Annotated in this window: 11 protein-coding genes; all 11 read left to right on the top strand. The window is 44.1% G+C overall.

The window, feature by feature from the left end; all coding sequences use genetic code 11:
• Positions 1-51: 51 nt before the first annotated feature.
• The 11 genes from BP74_RS02270 to BP74_RS02220 all read left to right on the top strand — a co-directional run bounded on the left by BP74_RS02270 (position 52) and on the right by BP74_RS02220 (position 19,094).
• Entirely contained in the window at positions 52-3,210 is a 3,159-nt protein-coding gene (locus BP74_RS02270; RefSeq protein ID WP_496370647.1) for a SusC/RagA family TonB-linked outer membrane protein, read from the top strand.
• Positions 3,211-3,229: 19 nt separating this feature from the next.
• On the top strand, positions 3,230-4,828 hold the full coding sequence (locus tag BP74_RS02265) for a RagB/SusD family nutrient uptake outer membrane protein (RefSeq protein WP_496370645.1): 1,599 nt from the start codon (positions 3,230-3,232) through the stop codon (positions 4,826-4,828).
• 32 nt (positions 4,829-4,860) lie between these two features.
• Entirely contained in the window at positions 4,861-5,922 is a 1,062-nt protein-coding gene (locus tag BP74_RS02260) for an IPT/TIG domain-containing protein (protein WP_496370643.1), read from the top strand.
• Positions 5,923-6,101: 179 nt separating this feature from the next.
• Positions 6,102-8,408: a glycosyl hydrolase gene (locus BP74_RS02255; RefSeq protein ID WP_496370641.1), complete on the top strand. Its 2,307-nt coding sequence runs from the start codon at positions 6,102-6,104 to the stop codon at positions 8,406-8,408.
• A gap of 14 nt (positions 8,409-8,422) precedes the next feature.
• Positions 8,423-9,655, top strand: coding sequence for a glycoside hydrolase family 26 protein (locus tag BP74_RS02250; protein WP_496370639.1), 1,233 nt, complete (start codon positions 8,423-8,425; stop codon positions 9,653-9,655).
• Between the two features lie 36 nt (positions 9,656-9,691).
• Positions 9,692-11,521: a sodium:solute symporter family protein gene (locus tag BP74_RS02245; RefSeq protein ID WP_496370637.1), complete on the top strand. Its 1,830-nt coding sequence runs from the start codon at positions 9,692-9,694 to the stop codon at positions 11,519-11,521.
• A 42-nt stretch (positions 11,522-11,563) separates the two neighbouring features.
• Positions 11,564-12,778: a glycoside hydrolase family 130 protein gene (locus BP74_RS02240; protein WP_496370635.1), complete on the top strand. Its 1,215-nt coding sequence runs from the start codon at positions 11,564-11,566 to the stop codon at positions 12,776-12,778.
• Between the two features lie 40 nt (positions 12,779-12,818).
• Positions 12,819-14,018, top strand: coding sequence for an AGE family epimerase/isomerase (locus BP74_RS02235; RefSeq protein WP_496370633.1), 1,200 nt, complete (start codon positions 12,819-12,821; stop codon positions 14,016-14,018).
• A gap of 119 nt (positions 14,019-14,137) precedes the next feature.
• Positions 14,138-16,417: a glycoside hydrolase family 3 N-terminal domain-containing protein gene (locus BP74_RS02230; protein WP_496370631.1), complete on the top strand. Its 2,280-nt coding sequence runs from the start codon at positions 14,138-14,140 to the stop codon at positions 16,415-16,417.
• Positions 16,418-16,452: 35 nt separating this feature from the next.
• Positions 16,453-17,658 carry a glycoside hydrolase family 27 protein gene (locus BP74_RS02225; protein WP_496370629.1) on the top strand — a complete coding sequence of 402 codons (1,206 nt, stop codon included), beginning with the start codon at positions 16,453-16,455 and terminating at the stop codon, positions 17,656-17,658.
• A gap of 35 nt (positions 17,659-17,693) precedes the next feature.
• Positions 17,694-19,094, top strand: coding sequence for a sialate O-acetylesterase (locus BP74_RS02220; protein WP_496370627.1), 1,401 nt, complete (start codon positions 17,694-17,696; stop codon positions 19,092-19,094).
• Positions 19,095-19,113 lie beyond the last annotated feature (19 nt).

Raw genomic sequence — 19,113 nt, 5'->3', positions numbered from 1 at the left:
GTATTAAGGTTGAGGTGTTTTTAGGGATACTTTTGGACAAACACTTGCTATATGAGGAAATACAAATTCTTCCGGGCAGTAGTACTACTCCTTTGTACACTATCCTTCTCCGTTTTATTTGCGCAAAACAAACAAATCTCAGGTTCAGTTACCGATGAGAATGGGCTTCCATTGACCGGGGCAACCATTACGGTAAAAAGTACGCGCCTGGCCACCACCACAGGTGCCAAAGGCCAGTTTTCTTTTACCGTGCCGGCAGATGCCAACACCCTGGTGGTTTCTTATATAGGAATGGATCCTAAAGAGGTGGCTATAATGGGTAGAAGCCAGGTAGATGTAAGTTTAAAGGCTAACAGTTCTACCCTTGGAGAGGTCGTGGTCATCGGTTATGGTACTGCCCGCCGGTCAAATGTCACCACATCTATTTCCTCGGTAAATGAAAAAGATATTAAAAACCTGCCTGTCGCTGGTGCCGACCAGGCCATACAGGGCAAGGTGGCGGGAGTTACTGTTACTAATAATGGTGGTCAGCCGGGTGGGGGCGTTTCAGTGCGTATTCGTGGTATCACTAATGCTACTGGTAGCAACGAACCCTTATATGTAATTGATGGCGTACAGATGGGTGGTGAAAATAGCTCCCTGCAGCAAAATGCATTGGGTGGAGGTTCAGGATCAACCACTCAAAGTGCACTGGCCATGATCAATCCTTCAGATATTGCTTCCATAGACATCCTGAAAGATGCCTCTGCACAGGCTATCTATGGATCCAAAGGTGCCAACGGAGTAATACTCATCACTACAAAGCGTGGTCGTGGAGGTGAAGGAAAGATCGCCTATGACACCTATTTCGGATGGCAGCAGATTCCAAAGAAACTGGATGTAATGAACCTGAGCCAGTATGCCACCTATTTAAATTCATTGGTAGGCGAAGTAAGAGCAGCCGGTAGTGGTATGGATAGCGTGGGTGAATTCAAAAATCCTGCTTTTCTTGGTCCTGGTACCGACTGGCAGGATGAGATCTATCAAACCGGGTTGATGCAGAACCACCAGTTATCTTTTTCCGGTGGACAGGGAAAAACAAATTACTATTTCTCAGGCAACTATTTCAACCAGGTTGGTACACTGGTAGAAACTAAATTCAGAAGGTACAACCTGAAATTCAATCTTGACCACCAGGTAAAGAGCTGGTTCAAAACCGGAATTAGTGCCAACCTTTCCCGCAGCAACCAGAAGATCGGCCTATCAGATGGTTTTGATGCCGTAACCAGTGTGGTTTTATACAATAGCCCGGCTACGCCTGTTAAGGATATTTATGGCAATTATATTTCCACTATTAATGTTGCAGGAAACCAGTTTGGTAATCCTAACAACCCGGTTGCTCTTGCCCGTTTAAGGGATGTAAGGGCAGTCAGCACCAGGGCTTTTGGTGCCTTATATGGTGAGATCGGGTTCTTTAAAGGATTGACCCTGCGCAACGAATTCAACTTCAACTTTAACCTGGGCGATAACAAGGCATTCCAGCCATTTGTTCAAAATGACAGTACCAAGGCCATTATCTTAAGTCCAAGCCGTTTAAGAGAAGAAAGAAATAACAGTCTTTACTGGGCTGTCAATAATTATTTCAATTATAGCGGAGGATTTGGCAGGCATTGGTTCAATGCAACAGTTGGTCATGAGACACAATCCTCTCATTATGATTATGTGCAACTGACAAGGGATAATTTAACACTGAACCTGCCTTCGATCAATGCAGGACAGGCTGGCTCTGACAACGGTGAAGGAACGGCTGCCGGTGCAGGGGACTGGAGAATGGAATCTTATTTCGGCCGTGTCAATTACTCTTTTGATAACAGGTATGCTTTAAGTGGATCAATCAGGGCTGATGGATCAAGTACATTCGGACCTGGTAAAAGATGGGGCTATTTTCCCGCAGCTTCCGCTTCATGGACTATTACGAATGAATCATTTGCCAAAAGCATTAAAAACCTGAGTTACCTGAAATTACGTGTAGGTGTGGGTGAAGTTGGTGCTCAAAATGCCAATGGGGCCAATCTCTATAGTTCCAACATTGTATTATATGGACAGGCGCCGTTCGGCCCTGGTGGTTTACCACGCAATGTGGAAAACCCTAACCTTGCCTGGTCGCGTACCATTACATATAATGCAGGTATAGACGCCTCCGTATTGAATAAAAGACTGGATATATCCATTGATTATTTTAAAAAGATCTCTTCTGATTTTATACTGCCCAACCAGTTAGGTAACTATTCTGGTTTGGGAACTGAATGGAATGATATCCAGACCCCAGTTACCAATGCGGGCCAGATGACCAATAAAGGAATTGATATTTCCCTGACTAGCTATAATATCCAGGGTAAAGATTTAAGCTGGAAGACCACAGCTACATTCAGTCATTATAAAAATAACCTGGATAGGCTCAATGATGATAAGGCGACACTGAAAGGTGAAGTGAATGAATATGGTGCCATCAACCTTGTTACCCTGACACAGCCGGGAAGGGCCATGGGTACATTTTATGGATATGTAACAGATGGCTTGTTCAGGTCACCCGATGAATTGAACAATGGTATCAACTACGGCTTACCGGTAGATCCAAGGAAATTGTGGCTGGGTGATGTACGTTTCAAAGACCTGAACGGTGACAAGATCATTGATGATAAAGATGTTACCGTGATCGGTGATCCTAATCCAAAGTTTACGTATGGCATGACCAATACCGTGAATTATCAAAACTTTGATTTCTCCGTATTTGTTTATGGCAGCTATGGCGCAGACATCTTTAACTATACAAGGATGTATACAGAAAGGCTTAGCAGCCCTTACAATAACCAGTTGGTTACAGTATTGGACAGGTACACCGATGCAAATCCCAATGGAACATTACCAAGATTTAATCAATGGCATGGCAACAACTACAGGATCTCAGACCGCTTTATAGAGGATGGTTCCTTCTTTAGGATTCAAAATGTTTCCCTTGGTTATAATCTTCCTAAAGCCCTTATCAGTAAAGCAAAGCTGACCAATGCAAGGATCTATGCTTCAGTACAGAACCTGAAGACCTTCACCGGGTATTCTGGATACGATCCTGAACTGGGAGCCTATAACAACCAGGCCACCTTTGTGAATGTTGATATGGGTCACTATCCCAATCCACGTACGTATACCATTGGTGCCAATATAGAATTTTGATCACTGCAAAAACAAGACAATGAAACTCAGAAATATATTATTGATTTGTGCAACTCTAACCGCGGGTGTTTCCTGTAAGAAGGATTTTTTAGATACACCTTCACAAACTACTCCCACCGTTGATAATTATTACACCAATACAGCCCAGGTAAATGGGGCCACCGGGCTTTTGTACAATGCTGTCTGGAGCGACTGGTTTGATAAAGCATTTATATCCATTGGAGATGTATTGGGTGGAACGGTAACGGGTGTGGCTGGTAATGACCAGTATAATTCCTTTTACAATTTCAATATTCAGAGTACTGATGGACTGATAGCACAAACCTGGAAGTCCTGTTACAAGGCTGCAGGTAATGCTGCCGTGTTGATACAGGCTTTTGAAAAAAAGAAGACGCAGTTAGGCGACCAGCCATTCCTGAACCTGGGTATTGCTGAAGCCAGGTTTATCCGTGGGTTTGCCTATTTCTATATTGGACGCACTTTTGGTGACGCTCCAATCGTAGACAATCCATTAAAGCTGACAGAGCCAGGCGGTGCACTAGTGCCTAAGTATTTTCAAAAAGATGTGCTTCGTTTTGCCATTGAAGATCTGAAGTTTGCCGAAGCCAATCTGCCGGACGATTCCTACCAGCCTGGAAGGGTTACACGGTATGCTGCCAAGGGACTCATGGCCAAGATCTACCTCTACCTGAAGGATTATGATAATGCCAAAGCAAAGGCAAAAGAAGTGATCGACTATGCCAATGCCAAAGGATCTATTGGTTTAGATCCAGACTACGGAAAATTGTTTACAAGCAGCACCAGGGCCATAGGCAATAAAGAATCATTATTCGCGCTGCAGTGGCTAACTGCCATGGGATGGAACGGCGGAAATCGTTACCAGTTATATGTAGGGCCACAGCCATTGCTCAAACCCGGGCCAACATTCGGCAACGGTTACTCTGCTGCTGTTCCTTCTATCGATATGCTGGATCCTGCTACAGGTTATGCTACCGGGGATAAAAGAAGAGAATGGTCGGTAATGGAACAAGGATTTCACAGGGCTGATTGGATCAATATTAATTTCCCCAATGGATTTACTTATGATACTACGGCAAATACGGATGATTTCCATATCAAAACCGGAACAAGGTCCAGTATCTTAAAATACGTGGTTGGACCTAACAGGGCAGAAGAACCTGTTAATACCAGCTCACATACCAGCATGCCAACATTCATTCTTCGTTATGCGGATGTATTATTGATCTATGCCGAAGCAGTGATGGGAAATAGTTCTTCTACCAGCGATGCAGGGGCTGTAGCTGCTTTCAACCAGGTGCATACCCGTGCAGGATTGGATGCCGTTTCATCCATTACCAAAGATGAAATGCTGCATGAACGCAAAGTGGAATTTGCTTTTGAAGGAGATTACTGGTTTGATATTCAGCGCCAGGGTTTTGAAAAGGCCAAACAAATGATCGCTGCTCAGGAGAGAGGTACCTATAGTGGTAATAAGCAATTGGCAAGTTTTAAAGCCACACTGACTTCGCCTGACCAATTGTATTTACCCATTCCACAGGCGGAAACGGTAATCAACCCTAAATTATTAAAATCAGAACCTGCAGTATCATATTATTAATCTGGAATGCTAAATCATTCAAAAAAAAGATTATGAAAAATATTTCAACCTTATTGTTCTTAATAATGATTCTTTCTACAGGAATATTTACTTCCTGTACCAAGGAAAACAACAACAGGCCGGAGGCTTCTTCCAGTCCTAAAGCAGATGCGATAGATCCAGGCGCTGGGCCGGGTAATGCTGTCCTGACGGTTACGGGTAGCGGGCTGGGACAGATCACAAGAATTGTATTTGATAAGGGAAATGTCCCGGTTACATTCAACCCTAATTTCAACACAGATAAGGCCATTGTTTTCCGTGTGCCTGATACAGCCAACGGAGGTCCGCAGAACATCGTATTTACCAATAGCCTCGGCAAGGAGTTTTCTGTTCCTTTCAGTGTGATAGCACTGGCAACCATCTCTGATGTATCCAACTACAACTTTACCCAGGGCACTGAGATCACCATTACTGGTAATAACCTGGGTGATGTGTCCAAAGTTGTTTTGACCGGGACAACTACTGAAGCAACCATTGTTTCCAAATCCAAAAAGTCCCTGGTCATTTCAATGCCAGCCACAACGGTAAACAGTTCAAAGCTTGATATCACCAATGCATCAGGCACTATTACCACTACACAGGAGTTTGTGAATATGGATAATGCCTATGCTATCTTCACAGAAGGATATATGAATGGATTTGACAATGGCTCATGGGGACCTGCAAGTATCTCAAGCACGGTATCAAAATCCGGAACAAAGTCTTTCGCAGCTACTTACAATAAAGGCAATTGGTCTGCTGATGGTTTTGCCAATTGGTGGCCGGGAATGGATTATTCACCTGATTACAAATACCTGTCATTCTGGGTAAAGGGTGGTTCCCAGGCTTATACCCTATACATTACCGGTGATTCACGTGCAGGAGGATATGGAAATTCTGACCAATCTGCCCCGATTACCATCCCAGCCAATGTATGGACCTATTTCAAGATCCCGCTTTCTTCACTTGACCTCTGGAGCAAGGATACAAAATTCAAACAGTTAGGTTGGTGGATCAAGGGTCCTGATACCCAAAACGAAACCTTTTATTTTGACGATGTCATATTCATTAAATAGTTTTTTCTCATAAGCAGTGTTCAGTATACTGGTTCATTTCAATAGTAATTGTAAATGAACCAGTTTTTTTTAAACCATAGGTTTTCATTGATCCGTTCAGGTGAATTAACAAGTAGCTGATGCGACTCTTCAAACATATTCTTACTCTGGTCCTTTGCTGGATTTCGTATTCAAACATAATGGGGCAGAGCTTCGTGAAACGCCAGGGATCACAGTTTTATTTAAATGGACAACCCTACTATTATATAGGTGCCAACTACTGGTATGGTGGATTATTGGGTATAAATGCCAATAAACAAAAGGGTATTGAAAGGCTGCGTACCGAACTGGATTTCTTAAGATCCAAAGGCATCACCAATGTCAGGGTAATGGCTGCAGCTGAAGGCAGCGGCCAGATAAATGGTGTGCCCAGGGTGAGCCCTCCGCTACAAACTGAAAAGGGAAAGTTTGATGCCAGTGTGCTAAAGGGTCTTGATATTTTACTATCTGAACTGGACAAGCGAAAGATGAAAGCTGTTTTATTCCTCAGTAATAACTGGGAGTGGACGGGAGGCTTTTTGCAATACTTGAACTGGAATGGACTTTTACCTGATACTATACTAAGAAGAAGATTGAGCTGGGACGAACAGCGGGATTATGTCAGCCGTTTTTACAGCTGCACGCCCTGCAAGGAGGATTATGTAAAGCAGGTCAGTTATATATTAGACCATGTTAATAGCATTACCGGAATAAAATATAGTAATGAACCTGCTATCATGGCCTGGGAACTGGCCAATGAACCCAGGCCAATGCGCCCTGCTGCTAACCTGGAATATGCAAAATGGATAGCTGGCGTTGCCGCATTCATCAAGGCAAAGGACAGGAACCACCTGGTAACAACAGGTCATGAAGGGGAAATTGGTACTGAAAGCATGCCGCTCTTTAAATCGGTGCATTCAGATAAAAATATCGATTACCTGACCATACATATCTGGCCAAAGAACTGGGCCTGGTTCAGTGAAAACAATATGGTAGCTGATTTTCCGGGAGTTGTCAACAAAACAAAAGATTATATCAATAAACATATTTCTGTTGCCCAGCAATTGCAAAAGCCATTAGTCATAGAAGAATTCGGACTACCGCGGGATGGACATTCGTTTGACGTAAATAGCAGCACCGGATTAAGGGATGAATACTATCATACCATATTTTCCTATTTAAAAAACAGCGCAGACACCGGCGGAGTAATAGCTGGCCTCAATTTCTGGGCCTTCTCCGGAATTGCCAGGCCTATTAAAGGACAGGTGTTCTGGAAAACTGGTGATGATTTTATGGGTGATCCTCCTATGGAGGAGCAGGGGCTGAATGGTGTATTTGACAGGGACACTACCACCTGGAATATTATATACGAGTATGGTAGTTCCTTTTTACATGGGTCGAATACAAACAATGCTCCTGCTGATAGCAGGGCAACCCGGGAAACTAAAAACCTGTATGCTAACCTTAAAAAACTCGTAAAAAAAGGAATCATCTTCGGGCACCAGGATGACCTTGCCTATGGCGTAGGCTGGAGATATGTTGATGGCAAAAGCGATATCAAAGAAGTTACGGGGGATTATCCTGGCGTATATGGCTGGGAGTTAGGAAATATTGAACATGAGCTGCCTTATAATTTGGACAGCGTTCCCTTTGATAAGATGCGTGGTTTCATCAGGCAGGGATATGAGAAGGGTGGTGTGATTACCATCAGCTGGCACGGAGATAATCCGGTCAATGGTGAATCGGCTTGGGATACAACCCATGGTGCCGTTCAGTCAATATTGCCTGGCGGGAAGCAACACGCCCTGTATCAACACTGGCTGGACAGGATCGCTGACTTTATGCTCTCTCTTAAAGGGAAGAACGGGGAATTAATACCGGTTTTATTCAGGCCTTTTCATGAATTGAGCGGCAACTGGTTCTGGTGGTGCAGGAATACCTGCACACCTTCAGAGTATAAACTCCTTTGGCGGTTTACCGTGGATTACCTGCGCGATACGAGGAATGTACACAACCTGCTGTATGTATATAATACAGCTGATTTTGGCTCAAGGGATAATTTTTTGGAAAGATATCCCGGTGATGACCTGGTGGATGTAGTAAGCTTTGATTCGTATCAATATGGCGATCCTCAGAAAGATTCTTCTTTCTTACAAAATGTGGACAGGCGACTCTCTATATTGGAAGAAATAGCAAAGGAAAAAAATAAGTTACCTGCTCTGGCCGAAACGGGGTATGAGGCCATCCCTTATGCCAGCTGGTGGACGAACACATTGTGGAAAGCCATTGGCAACCACCGGATCTCCTATGTACTGGCATGGCGTAACCATGGTTTGCAGCCTGGTGGCCATATGCACTATTACGCTCCTTATAAAGGACAGGCATCAGCCAAAGACTTCCTGCAATTTTATCAACTGGACAGAACTCTATTTCAATCAGACATAACCGGGGAAAACCTCTATAAATAATGCAGGCTATGAAAATGAGATCACAATTATATTACCGGGGTACACTGAGCCTGCTTGTAATTTGCCTGGCTGCCTTTTCATGTAAAAAAAGCAAGGGTGTATTTACAGATCCGGCACCAGTTCAGCAACCGCCTGTAGTTATTGTTCCTGAACCACTACCCTCACTATCAGCTGTTAAAGATATGATGGCAGATAAACAGGCTACTAATGAAACAGCCGCATTGTTTTATAACCTAAAGAAAATATCTAAGTCAAATATTCTCTTTGGTCACCAGGATGATACTAAAAGAGGTTATGGCTGGGCTAATGAACAACAGTATACCGGTGTTTCCAGGGAAAGGTCAGATGTGAAAGAAGTGACAGGTGCCTATCCGGCAGTTTATGGACACGACTTCCTGCATATTGCCAATTTTGCCGATGGCGCCTGGTATGACTATGAAAAACAAATTGCCCACGATCTTACTGTAGATGCCTACAACAGGGGAGGGGTAAATACCTATGCCTGGCACTATGCCAACCCTGTATCAAAAGGCAGTTTTTACTGGAGCGATTCCCCTGTTGAAGCAGTCAGCCAGATCATACCCGGCGGGAGTTACAATGCTGTGTATAAAAACTCCCTTAAAGAAGTGGCTGATTTTGCTAAAGGATTAATTGGAGCTGATGGTAAGCAGGTACCTGTCATTTTCCGTCCCTTTCATGAATTTGATGGTGATTGGTTCTGGTGGGGGGCTTCTCATTGCACGGCAGAACAATATAAAACATTATACCAGTTTACGGTTACCTATCTGCGTGACAGCCTTGGGGTGCATAATTTTTTGTATGCCTGGTCACCCGATAAAAATTTTACTACTGAAGGACAATACCTGCAGCGATATCCTGGAGATGCATATGTGGATGTGGTAGGCACGGATAATTATGGTGATGTTACCAGTGGATCGGATCCCTCCATAGCGGCTAATAAATTAAAACTGGTATCAGATTATGCATTGGCCAGGAAGAAAGTGGCTGCCTTAACCGAAACAGGATTGCAAAACCTGCCAATGGCTAACTGGTACACCCAGAAACTATTGAAGATTCTCCAGTACCAAAGTATTGACCTTGCCTATGTATTGGTATGGGCCAATACAACCAATGCTTTCTGGACACCATATCCCGGCCATACAGCGGCGGCAGATTTTCAACAGTTCAAATCCAATCCTTACGTCTTATTCAATGATAAACTTCCCAACGTTTATAAGATTCAATAGGACACAAACTAAAGATGAACCAACCGGATTAATGAAATGAAACTACAACTGATAGATATAGCAATTATTGTTTCGTACCTGGTGTTGATGGTAATGATCGGCTGGTTCCTTCGAAAGAAAGCCAGGCAGAACCAGGAAAGTTATTTATTAGGGGGAAAGAAACTGCCCTGGTATCTCCTGGGACTAAGCGATGCCTCAGATATGTTCGATATCAGCGGAACGATGTGGATGGTCTCACTCTGTTTTGTATATGGAATGAAAAGCATCTGGATACCCTGGCTATGGCCGGTATTTAACCAGGTATTCAATATGATGTTCCTGGCCAAATGGCTTCGGCGTTCCAATGCCAATACAGGTGCAGAATGGCTGGCCACCCGGTTTGGAATTAAAGGTAAAGGTGTACAGGGATCCTATAAGATCGTTGTGGCTTTCGCACTGATCGGGTGCCTGGGTTTCCTGGCTTATGGTTTTGTAGGCCTGGGTAAGTTCATCGAGATCTTTGTTCCCTGGAACCTGGTGCAACCGTATGTGCCATTTCATATAGCGCCTGAATATGTGGCCCATTTCTACGGGATCATCTTTACGCTTTTTGCCATGTTCTATTCCATCCTGGGAGGGATGCACAGTATTGTGTTGGGTGATTTGATCAAATACCTGATCATGACTGTAGGTTGTATTGCTATAGCTATTATCGCAGTCATTCATTTGCAGGGAAAGGCCCTGAATGTACCTCATGGTTGGGGCGACCCATTCTTTGGCTGGAACCTTAAAATGGATTGGCGCGGAATAATTAATGACGCCAATAAAAAGATTGCAGATGATGGCTATGGGGTATTTGGATTGTTCTTTATGATGATGCTCTTTAAAGGCGTATTTGCTTCATTGGCAGGGCCGGCACCTAATTACGATATGCAAAAGATCCTGTCAACAAAATCCCCAAAGGAAGCTTCCAAAATGACAGGCTTTGTATCCATTGTTCTGTTACCAGTCAGGTATTCCATGGTCATTGGTTTAACGGTGCTTGGCTTATTGTATTACCAGCAATTGAATGTATCAAATGGAACAGGCGGAGTGGATTTTGAAAGAGTGCTGCCTGCCACGATCAATAATTTTTTACCGGTAGGCATCCTGGGGCTTGTGCTCACAGGACTACTGGGTGCATTTATGGGTACTTTTTCAGGCACCCTGAACGCAGCCCAGGCCTATATTGTCAACGATATCTATTTGAAATATGTAAACCCTGGCGCTTCCAATAAGAAGATCATGACCATGAACTATATCACGGGCATCATCGTGGTAAGCATCGGTGTAACACTGGGATTCTTTGCAAAAGATGTAAACAGCATATTGCAATGGATCGTATCAGGATTATATGGTGGCTACATTGCTGCCAATGTATTAAAATGGTACTGGTGGCGCTTCAATGCCAATGGCTTCTTTTATGGCATGCTCAGTGGAATCGCAGGGGCACTCGTGTTCTCCCGGTTTTTCTCAGGGGTTGAATTTCTATATTACTTCCCTGTTTTATTCCTTTTGTCCATAGCGGGCTGCCTGGTGGGGACCTATACTGCACCTCCAACAGATGCTGAAGTTTTAAAGCGATTTTACAGTACCGTGAAACCATGGGGATTCTGGAAACCCATTCATAATCAGGTGGTGCAGGACGACCCTTCATTTGAACCCAATAAACGCTTTAAACTGGACATGTTCAATGTGGTTCTTGGTATAATTGCCCAATTATGCCTGACCATCCTTCCCATGTACCTGGTATTATGGATGAAACTTCCGCTTATGATAACCGTCCTGGTTCTTTTGGTGATCATTCTCATTTTAAAAAGAACCTGGTGGAATAAACTGGAAAATTAACTATGAATTCGAAACAGCCGCAGGCTGAAAAAAAATAAGCATATGAGTACACAATTTGAAAAGAGATGGAAGACCCTTGAAAAAGCTCATGAAGAGTTGCTACATAGGAAAAACACCAGGCAGGAAAATAGCAATGGTATTTATGACCGTTATAATTACCCGGTTTTAACCGCCCGGCATACACCATTGTTCTGGAGATACGATCTTAACCCGAAAACCAACCCGCATTTGATGGAGCGTTTTGGTATTAACGCCGTATTCAATTCAGGTGCTATCAAATTCCGGGGTAAATATATTGTAGTGGGGAGGGTAGAAGGTTGGGACAGGAAATCTTTTTTTGCAGTTGCAGAAAGTGAGAATGGAGTGGATAATTTTAAGTTCTGGGATCACCCGATTACAATGCCTGAAACATCCGAACCGGATGGGAATATCTATGACATGCGGCTGGTACAGCACCAGGATGGATGGATCTATGGTATATTTTGTACAGAACGTAAGGATCCTGCTGCACCTGAAGGAGATCAGTCATCTGCCATTGCTCAATGCGGCATTGCCCGCACCAGGGATCTTCAACAATGGGAGCGATTGCCGGACCTGAAAACACCTTCTCCGCAACAACGCAACGTAGTGCTGCATCCCGAGTTTGTGAATGGCCAGTATGCCTTTTACACACGTCCGCAGGATGGTTTCATCAATACGGGTAAAGGCGGAGGCATTGGCTATGGCGTTTGCGATGCCATTGAAAATGCTGTAATAGATAAGGAGATCGTAATCGATCCCAAAAAATACCATACGGTATACGAGGCAAAGAATGGATTGGGTCCTGCACCCATTAAAACCAATAAAGGTTGGCTGCACCTGGCCCATGGGGTGCGCAACACGGCTGCGGGATTGAGGTATGTATTGTATATGTTCATGACGGACCTCAATGACCTCACCCTGATCACCCATAAACCTGCGGGTTATTTTATGGCCCCTGAAGGTGATGAAAGAATTGGCGATGTGTCCAATGTGTTATTCAGTAATGGATGGATTGCAGACGAAGATGGAAAGGTGTTCATTTATTATGCTTCCTCTGATACAAGGCAGCATGTGGCAACCACAACTATTGAAAAATTGTTGGATTATGTCATGAATACTCCTGAAGATGGCTATTCTTCTGCATCCTCTGTACAGGTATTGAATACTATCATTGAGTCCAATTTATCATCGGGTGCTGTATTGAATGGTCATTCCTTTTCTCATATGAATTCTTAGCGGTAGTTTCAGGCATTGGTAAGGCGGTGCCATTTTATTTATGGAAACAATATTGATGGAATATCAGCGGGAAATGCGCCGCGAGCTGGATAACATTCTTACTTACTGGAAGGAATATACGCCTGACCTGGTTAATGGGGGATTTATAGGTAAGATAGATCATCATAATAAAGTATATCCTGACGCTCCAAAAGGTTCTGTACTCAACAGCCGCATTCTGTGGGCTTTTTCTTCCGCCTACCAGCTTACTCATAACAGGGAGCATCTTAAGATAGCTTCAAGAGCTTATCATTACATTAGCCGTTTTTTCCTTGACCCAACTTACGGTGGTGTTTACTGGACGGTGGACCATAAAGGAACACCGCTGGACACAAAAAAACAGGTATATTCACTGGCTTTTGCGGTTTATGGTATTTCAGAATTTTATAAGGCATCTCCTGGTGATGCAGTAAGGCAGGCAGCCATAGAACTGTATCGGGATATAGTAGCGCATAGCTATGATACAATTAACGGTGGTTATGTTGAAGCCCTCACCCGCGATTGGAAGGAACTGGGCGATCTCAGGCTTAGTGCCAAAGATGCTAATGAAAGGAAGTCCATGAATACCCACCTCCATGTATTGGAAGCCTTTGCCAATTTGTACAGCATTTGGCCGGATGAGAAACTAAAACAGCAGTTGGAAGAGCTCATAGCATTATTTCTTGACCATATCATTTCTCCGGATACACATCACCTTGTTCTTTTCTTTGATGATAAATGGAACGAGAGGTCTGAAGTGATCTCTTACGGGCATGATATTGAAGCTGCCTGGCTGGTGCAGGAGGCTGCTGAACTCGTTGGCAATAAAGCCTTGCTGGAGAAAGTAAAACACTACTCCATCCTGTTGACAGAAGCAGCCGCAAAAGGTTTGGATGCTGATGGAGGGCTCTGGTACGAATATGATCCTGCCGGGGATCACTGGATCCGGCAAAAACATTCCTGGCCACAGGCGGAAGCCATGGTAGGATTTCTCAATGCCTGGCAGATATCGGGTAATGAAAGTTATCTGAAACAGTCCTGGAAAAGCTGGCAATTCGTTAAGGAACACATGCTGGATAAAAAAGGCGGTGAATGGTATTGGGGAGTAGAAGCGGATAATGTTCCTATGAGCAGCGAGGATAAGGTTGGCATATGGAAATGTCCTTATCATAATAGCCGCGCCTGTATAGAAGTGATCAGGCGCATTACTTCTTCAAAATAAAAAAATGAAACGGGTCACCACGATCCTCATAGCTTTCAGTTTTTATTGCTTTAATGCAGGTGACTGTTTCTTCGGAAATATCCTGCGCAATTCCGAATCAATACTAAAAATTAAATAACATGTCTTATCCTTATTCACAGCAAATAAAAGCGGTTGGGATTATTGTATTGATGGCAATGAATATGCATGCCATTGGACAACTCCATCCATCCATCGAAGCAAAGGTTGACAGGTTGCTGAAGCAAATGACCCTTGAAGAGAAGGTAGGCCAGATGGCGCAGGTTTCTATAGAATCATTGGGCGGATCCAAAAATGGGGTGTTCAGCTTTTCAGATAAAATGACCGAAGCCGTAGTGAATTACAAGGTGGGGTCCGTATTGAATACGCCCGGCCTTCAATCCGTTCAGGATTGGAACAGGATGATAGCAGAGATACAGGCGCAGGCACAAAAAACCCGGCTGAAGATCCCTGTTCTATATGGACTTGATAATGTACATGGTGTGAACTATGTCAATGGCACCACTTTGTTTCCGCAGGAAATTGGGCAGGCAGCCACCTGGAATCGCCAGTTGATTTATGATGGTGCTGTCATTACTGCTTATGAGTCAAGAGCCGCAGGTGTACCCTGGACATTTTCTCCTGTTCTGGATTTAGGCACCAACCCCCAATGGCCGCGTATATGGGAAGGTTATGGTGAAGACCCTTACCTTATCTCTGAAATGGGTGTACAATTTGTCAAAGGCATACAGGATCCATTAGGAAGCAAGGAAAAATTAGCTGTGAGCCTCAAACACTATATGGCTTATTCTGATCCCAAATCAGGAAAGGACCGTACCGACGCCTGGATACCGGAGCATTACCTGCGGGAGTATCATTTACCTCCCTTTGCTGCAGCTGTGAAAGCCGGTGCAAGAAATGTCATGGTTAACTCTGCCCTGATCAACGGTATTCCCACGCATATCAACAAAGATATCCTAACAGATATTCTGAAAAATGAATTAGGCTTTACGGGCTTTATTGTTACCGACTGGCAGGACATTGAAAATATTTACCGCCGCGACAGGATCACAAAGAATATGAAGGAAGCTATTATGCTTTCTATCAATGCCGGTATTGACATGTCCATGATTCCTTATGATTACAAAGGTTTCACCCGCGACCTTATAGCCCTGGTAAAAGAAGGTAAGGTGAGCCAGGCAAGAATTGACGATGCCGTACGCCGTATTTTAAGAGTAAAATATGAACTGGACCTTTTTACTACACCGGTTACTTACGTAAAGGACTATCCTAAATTCGGAAGCCCGGAATTTCAAAAAGCCGCTTACAACACGGCTGCCGAATCCATCACACTCTTAAAAAACAGCAACAACATTTTGCCACTGCGCAAAGGATCCAAACTCCTGGTGGCAGGGCCTAACGCCAATTCCATGCGTACATTGAACGGCGGATGGAGCTATACCTGGCAGGGAGAAAGAACGGATGAATATGCAGGCAACTATAATACTATTTTGGAAGCAGTGCAAAAAGAATTCGGGGTAGGCAATGTGCAATACACTGAGGGAGTGGTATATAAAATGAAAGGGCAATACTATGAGGATTCTGTAACCAGTATAGATTCCGCCGTGCAGGCGGCAATGAATGCTGACTATATATTGTTATGCCTGGGTGAGAATAGCTATACCGAAACGCCAGGTAATTTGAATGAGCTGGGTCTTTCCAACAACCAGGTGCAACTGGCAGAGGCCCTTTATAAAACCGGAAAGCCTGTTGTGCTGATCTTAAATGAAGGCCGCCCGCGCATCATCAACAAAATTGAGGGAGGTGCCGCGGCAATACTGGACATCTACCTGCCTTCCAACTTTGGCGGCGATGCCCTTGCTGACATCCTTTCCGGTGATGTAAATCCAAGTGGCAAATTACCGGTTACCTATCCACGTTATTCCAACGACCTTGCCGGGTATATTCATAAACCTTCTGAGGGTGCTGACAATCCCCAGGGTGGTACCACCAATCCTCAATATCCTTTTGGCTTTGGATTATCATATACCAGCTTCACTTATAGTAACCTTTCATTAAATAAAACCAGTTACAAACCTGATGAAACGGCTACGGTTACGGTGACGGTCACCAATACCGGCAGCAGGGAAGGAAAGGAGACCATCCAGGTTTTCATATCCGATCTTATTGCATCCTTTACACCTGATGTGAAACGCTTGAGAGGGTTTGAAAAGATTGCCCTGGCACCGGGTGTATCCAAAACTGTTTCGATAAAGATCCCAATAAAAGATTTGGCATTTGTGAATCCTCAAAATAAAAAACTGGTGGAAGAAGGTGAGTTCAGGCTGCAGGTCGCCAACCTATCAACTAACTTCACTGTTTCCAATTCAAAGACATTTTAATAACTATTATTTGAACTTGATAAATGATGAATCATATGTTTAAGAGAATTTATTGGATCTTATTGTTGTTCATCGCAGGTGCCACGTATGCGCAAAAATTTGAGGAGCTGGCACTGACACCACCCATGGGTTGGAATAGCTGGAACAAATTTGCCTGCAATGTGGATGAGGCTATGATCAGGCAAATGGCAGATGCCATGGTATCCTCAGGTATGAAGGATGCCGGTTACACCTACATCAACATTGATGATTGCTGGCACGGCACCCGCGACAGCCTGGGCTTTATTCATCCCGATGCCAAACGTTTTCCCTCGGGCATTAAAGCCCTGGCGGACTATGTACATTCAAAAGGACTGAAGCTGGGTATTTATTCAGATGCAGGCTGGCAAACCTGTGGCGGCCGCCCGGGCAGCAGGGGCTATGAATACCAGGATGCACTGACCTATGCCGGTTGGGGTATTGATTATTTGAAATACGATTGGTGCAATACGGACGGATTGAAAGGAGAAGGTGCTTACAAAACTATTGCAGCCGCCATCAGGAAAGCTGGCAGGCCAATAGTGCTCAGCATCTGTGAATGGGGAACAGATAAGCCATGGGTTTGGGGTCCTGCAGTTGCACACCTCTGGAGAACAACAGGTGATATATCTAATTGCTTTGATTGTATGGAAGACCATGGATCATGGAAATCATTGGGAGCCATGCAGATCCTTGATATGCAGGATGGTCTCCGTGTTTACGCAGGCCCGGGGCATTGGAATGATCCTGATATGCTGGAAATCGGAAACGGGAAAATGACTCCTGGCGAAGACAGAGGGCATTTCTCCATGTGGGCTATGTTGTGTGCACCATTGATCGCGGGTAATGATCTCCGCAATATGGATAAAGAAACAGCCGGTGTATTAACCAATAAAGAGGTTATAGCTATCAACCAGGATGCTTTGGGCATCCAGGCATTGAAATACAATATGAAAGACAGTGTGCAAACCTGGATCAAACCCTTGGTGAATGGTGATTGGGTTATAGGTTTTTTGAACCGGAGTGTATCACCCAAAACCATTGACATAAAATGGAATGAACAACAGGTAACGGATACGCTATCAAAAAGAACATTTGATACCCGGAACGTCAATTATACATTGCGTGACCTATGGATGAAAAAAGATAAAGGCACAACTAAAGACCCTTTGAAGGCAGTTGTACCCGCACACGATATTTTGTTGCTGCGTCTCAGGAAATAGGCACAACTATATTATCAATAGCTAAACAACACCGGATGAAAAGAATATTTTTTGTTTTGTTGATGCTTGTACAAATGGAAGCGCAAGCTCATATTACGCTGCCGGCCGTTATCGGGAGTAATATGGTGCTGCAACAGCGGTCTTCCTCCAGGTTTTGGGGTTGGGGCAATCCGGCAGAAAAAGTATTTATTACTACTTCCTGGAATGCTCATAGGGATTCAACAATTACCGATGGAAATGGAAAATGGCAATTGAACCTGGAAACGCCACAGGCAGGAGGTCCTTTTACCATTACCATCAAAGCTGAAAATACCATAGTACTGGAAAATGTTTTAATAGGAGAAGTCTGGGTTTGCTCCGGCCAGTCCAATATGGAATTCAATTATAACTGGGGACTGGAACACCAAGACCAGGATACAGGCACTTCGGCCAACAGCAATATCCGCTTCTTTAATATTCCACGTACCACGGCATCATACCCGCAGGAAAATTGCCGGGCGCAATGGACAGTGTGCGACAGTAATTCCTGGAAGTCTTTCAGCGCCGTAGGTTATTATTTTGGCAGGCATTTGCAAACACAACTACATGTGCCCGTTGGATTGATCAGTGCCAGTTGGGGAGGCACACCCGCTGAGGCCTGGACGCCGGCACCCGTGGTGAATGCAGATAGTTTGCTCGCGAAGGCCGCATCCCTGCAAGGCCCTTCTTCCTGGTGGCCCACACTGCCTGGACTTGCCTATAATGCCATGATTGCCCCTATAACGCCCTTTACTATTGCCGGCGCCATTTGGTACCAGGGAGAAAGCAATACGTCCTCCTATGCCAGTTACAGTGCCTTATTGCAATCAATGATCATGTCCTGGCGCAAGCAGTGGAATAAAGATTTTCCATTTTACCTGGTGCAGATAGCACCCTATAAATACGAGAATAGGAATGTGGCTGCGTTGTTAAAAGAACAGCAGGCCAAAGCTACCAGCCTTGAAAATACCGGCATGGTGGTCATTGACGACCTGGTGAAGGATGTAAACGATATACATCCAAAGAATAAATTTGATGTTGGCAGGCGACTGGCAAACCTGGCACTGGAGGAGACCTATCATGAAGATGTGAAAGGCAAAACCCCGGTGTATAAATCTTTACAAATCTGGAAGGATAAAACATTCATACATTTTGCCAATATGTACAGCAGCCTGCAGGTGAAAGGAAATAAAGTAAATGAATTGTTCATTGCAGGGAGTGACGGGGTATTTTACCCTGCAGAATCCAAATTGCAGAAGGATATACTGGTAGTATGGAGTAAAAAAGTAAAGCAACCAGTGTCCGTTCGTTATGCTTTTTCCAATACAGCCATTGGAAATCTTTTTAGTAAGGAAGGCCTGCCGGTAGCCCCTTTTCGCACAGATAGTTTTCCTGTAGATACGGGAAAGGAAAAATAATTCTAGTGTATATACATAA

Source organism: Flavisolibacter ginsengiterrae DSM 18136 (assembly GCF_059568575.1).
Note: the sequence above shows the minus strand (reverse complement) of the source record. Positions and strands in the feature narration are given on the sequence as shown.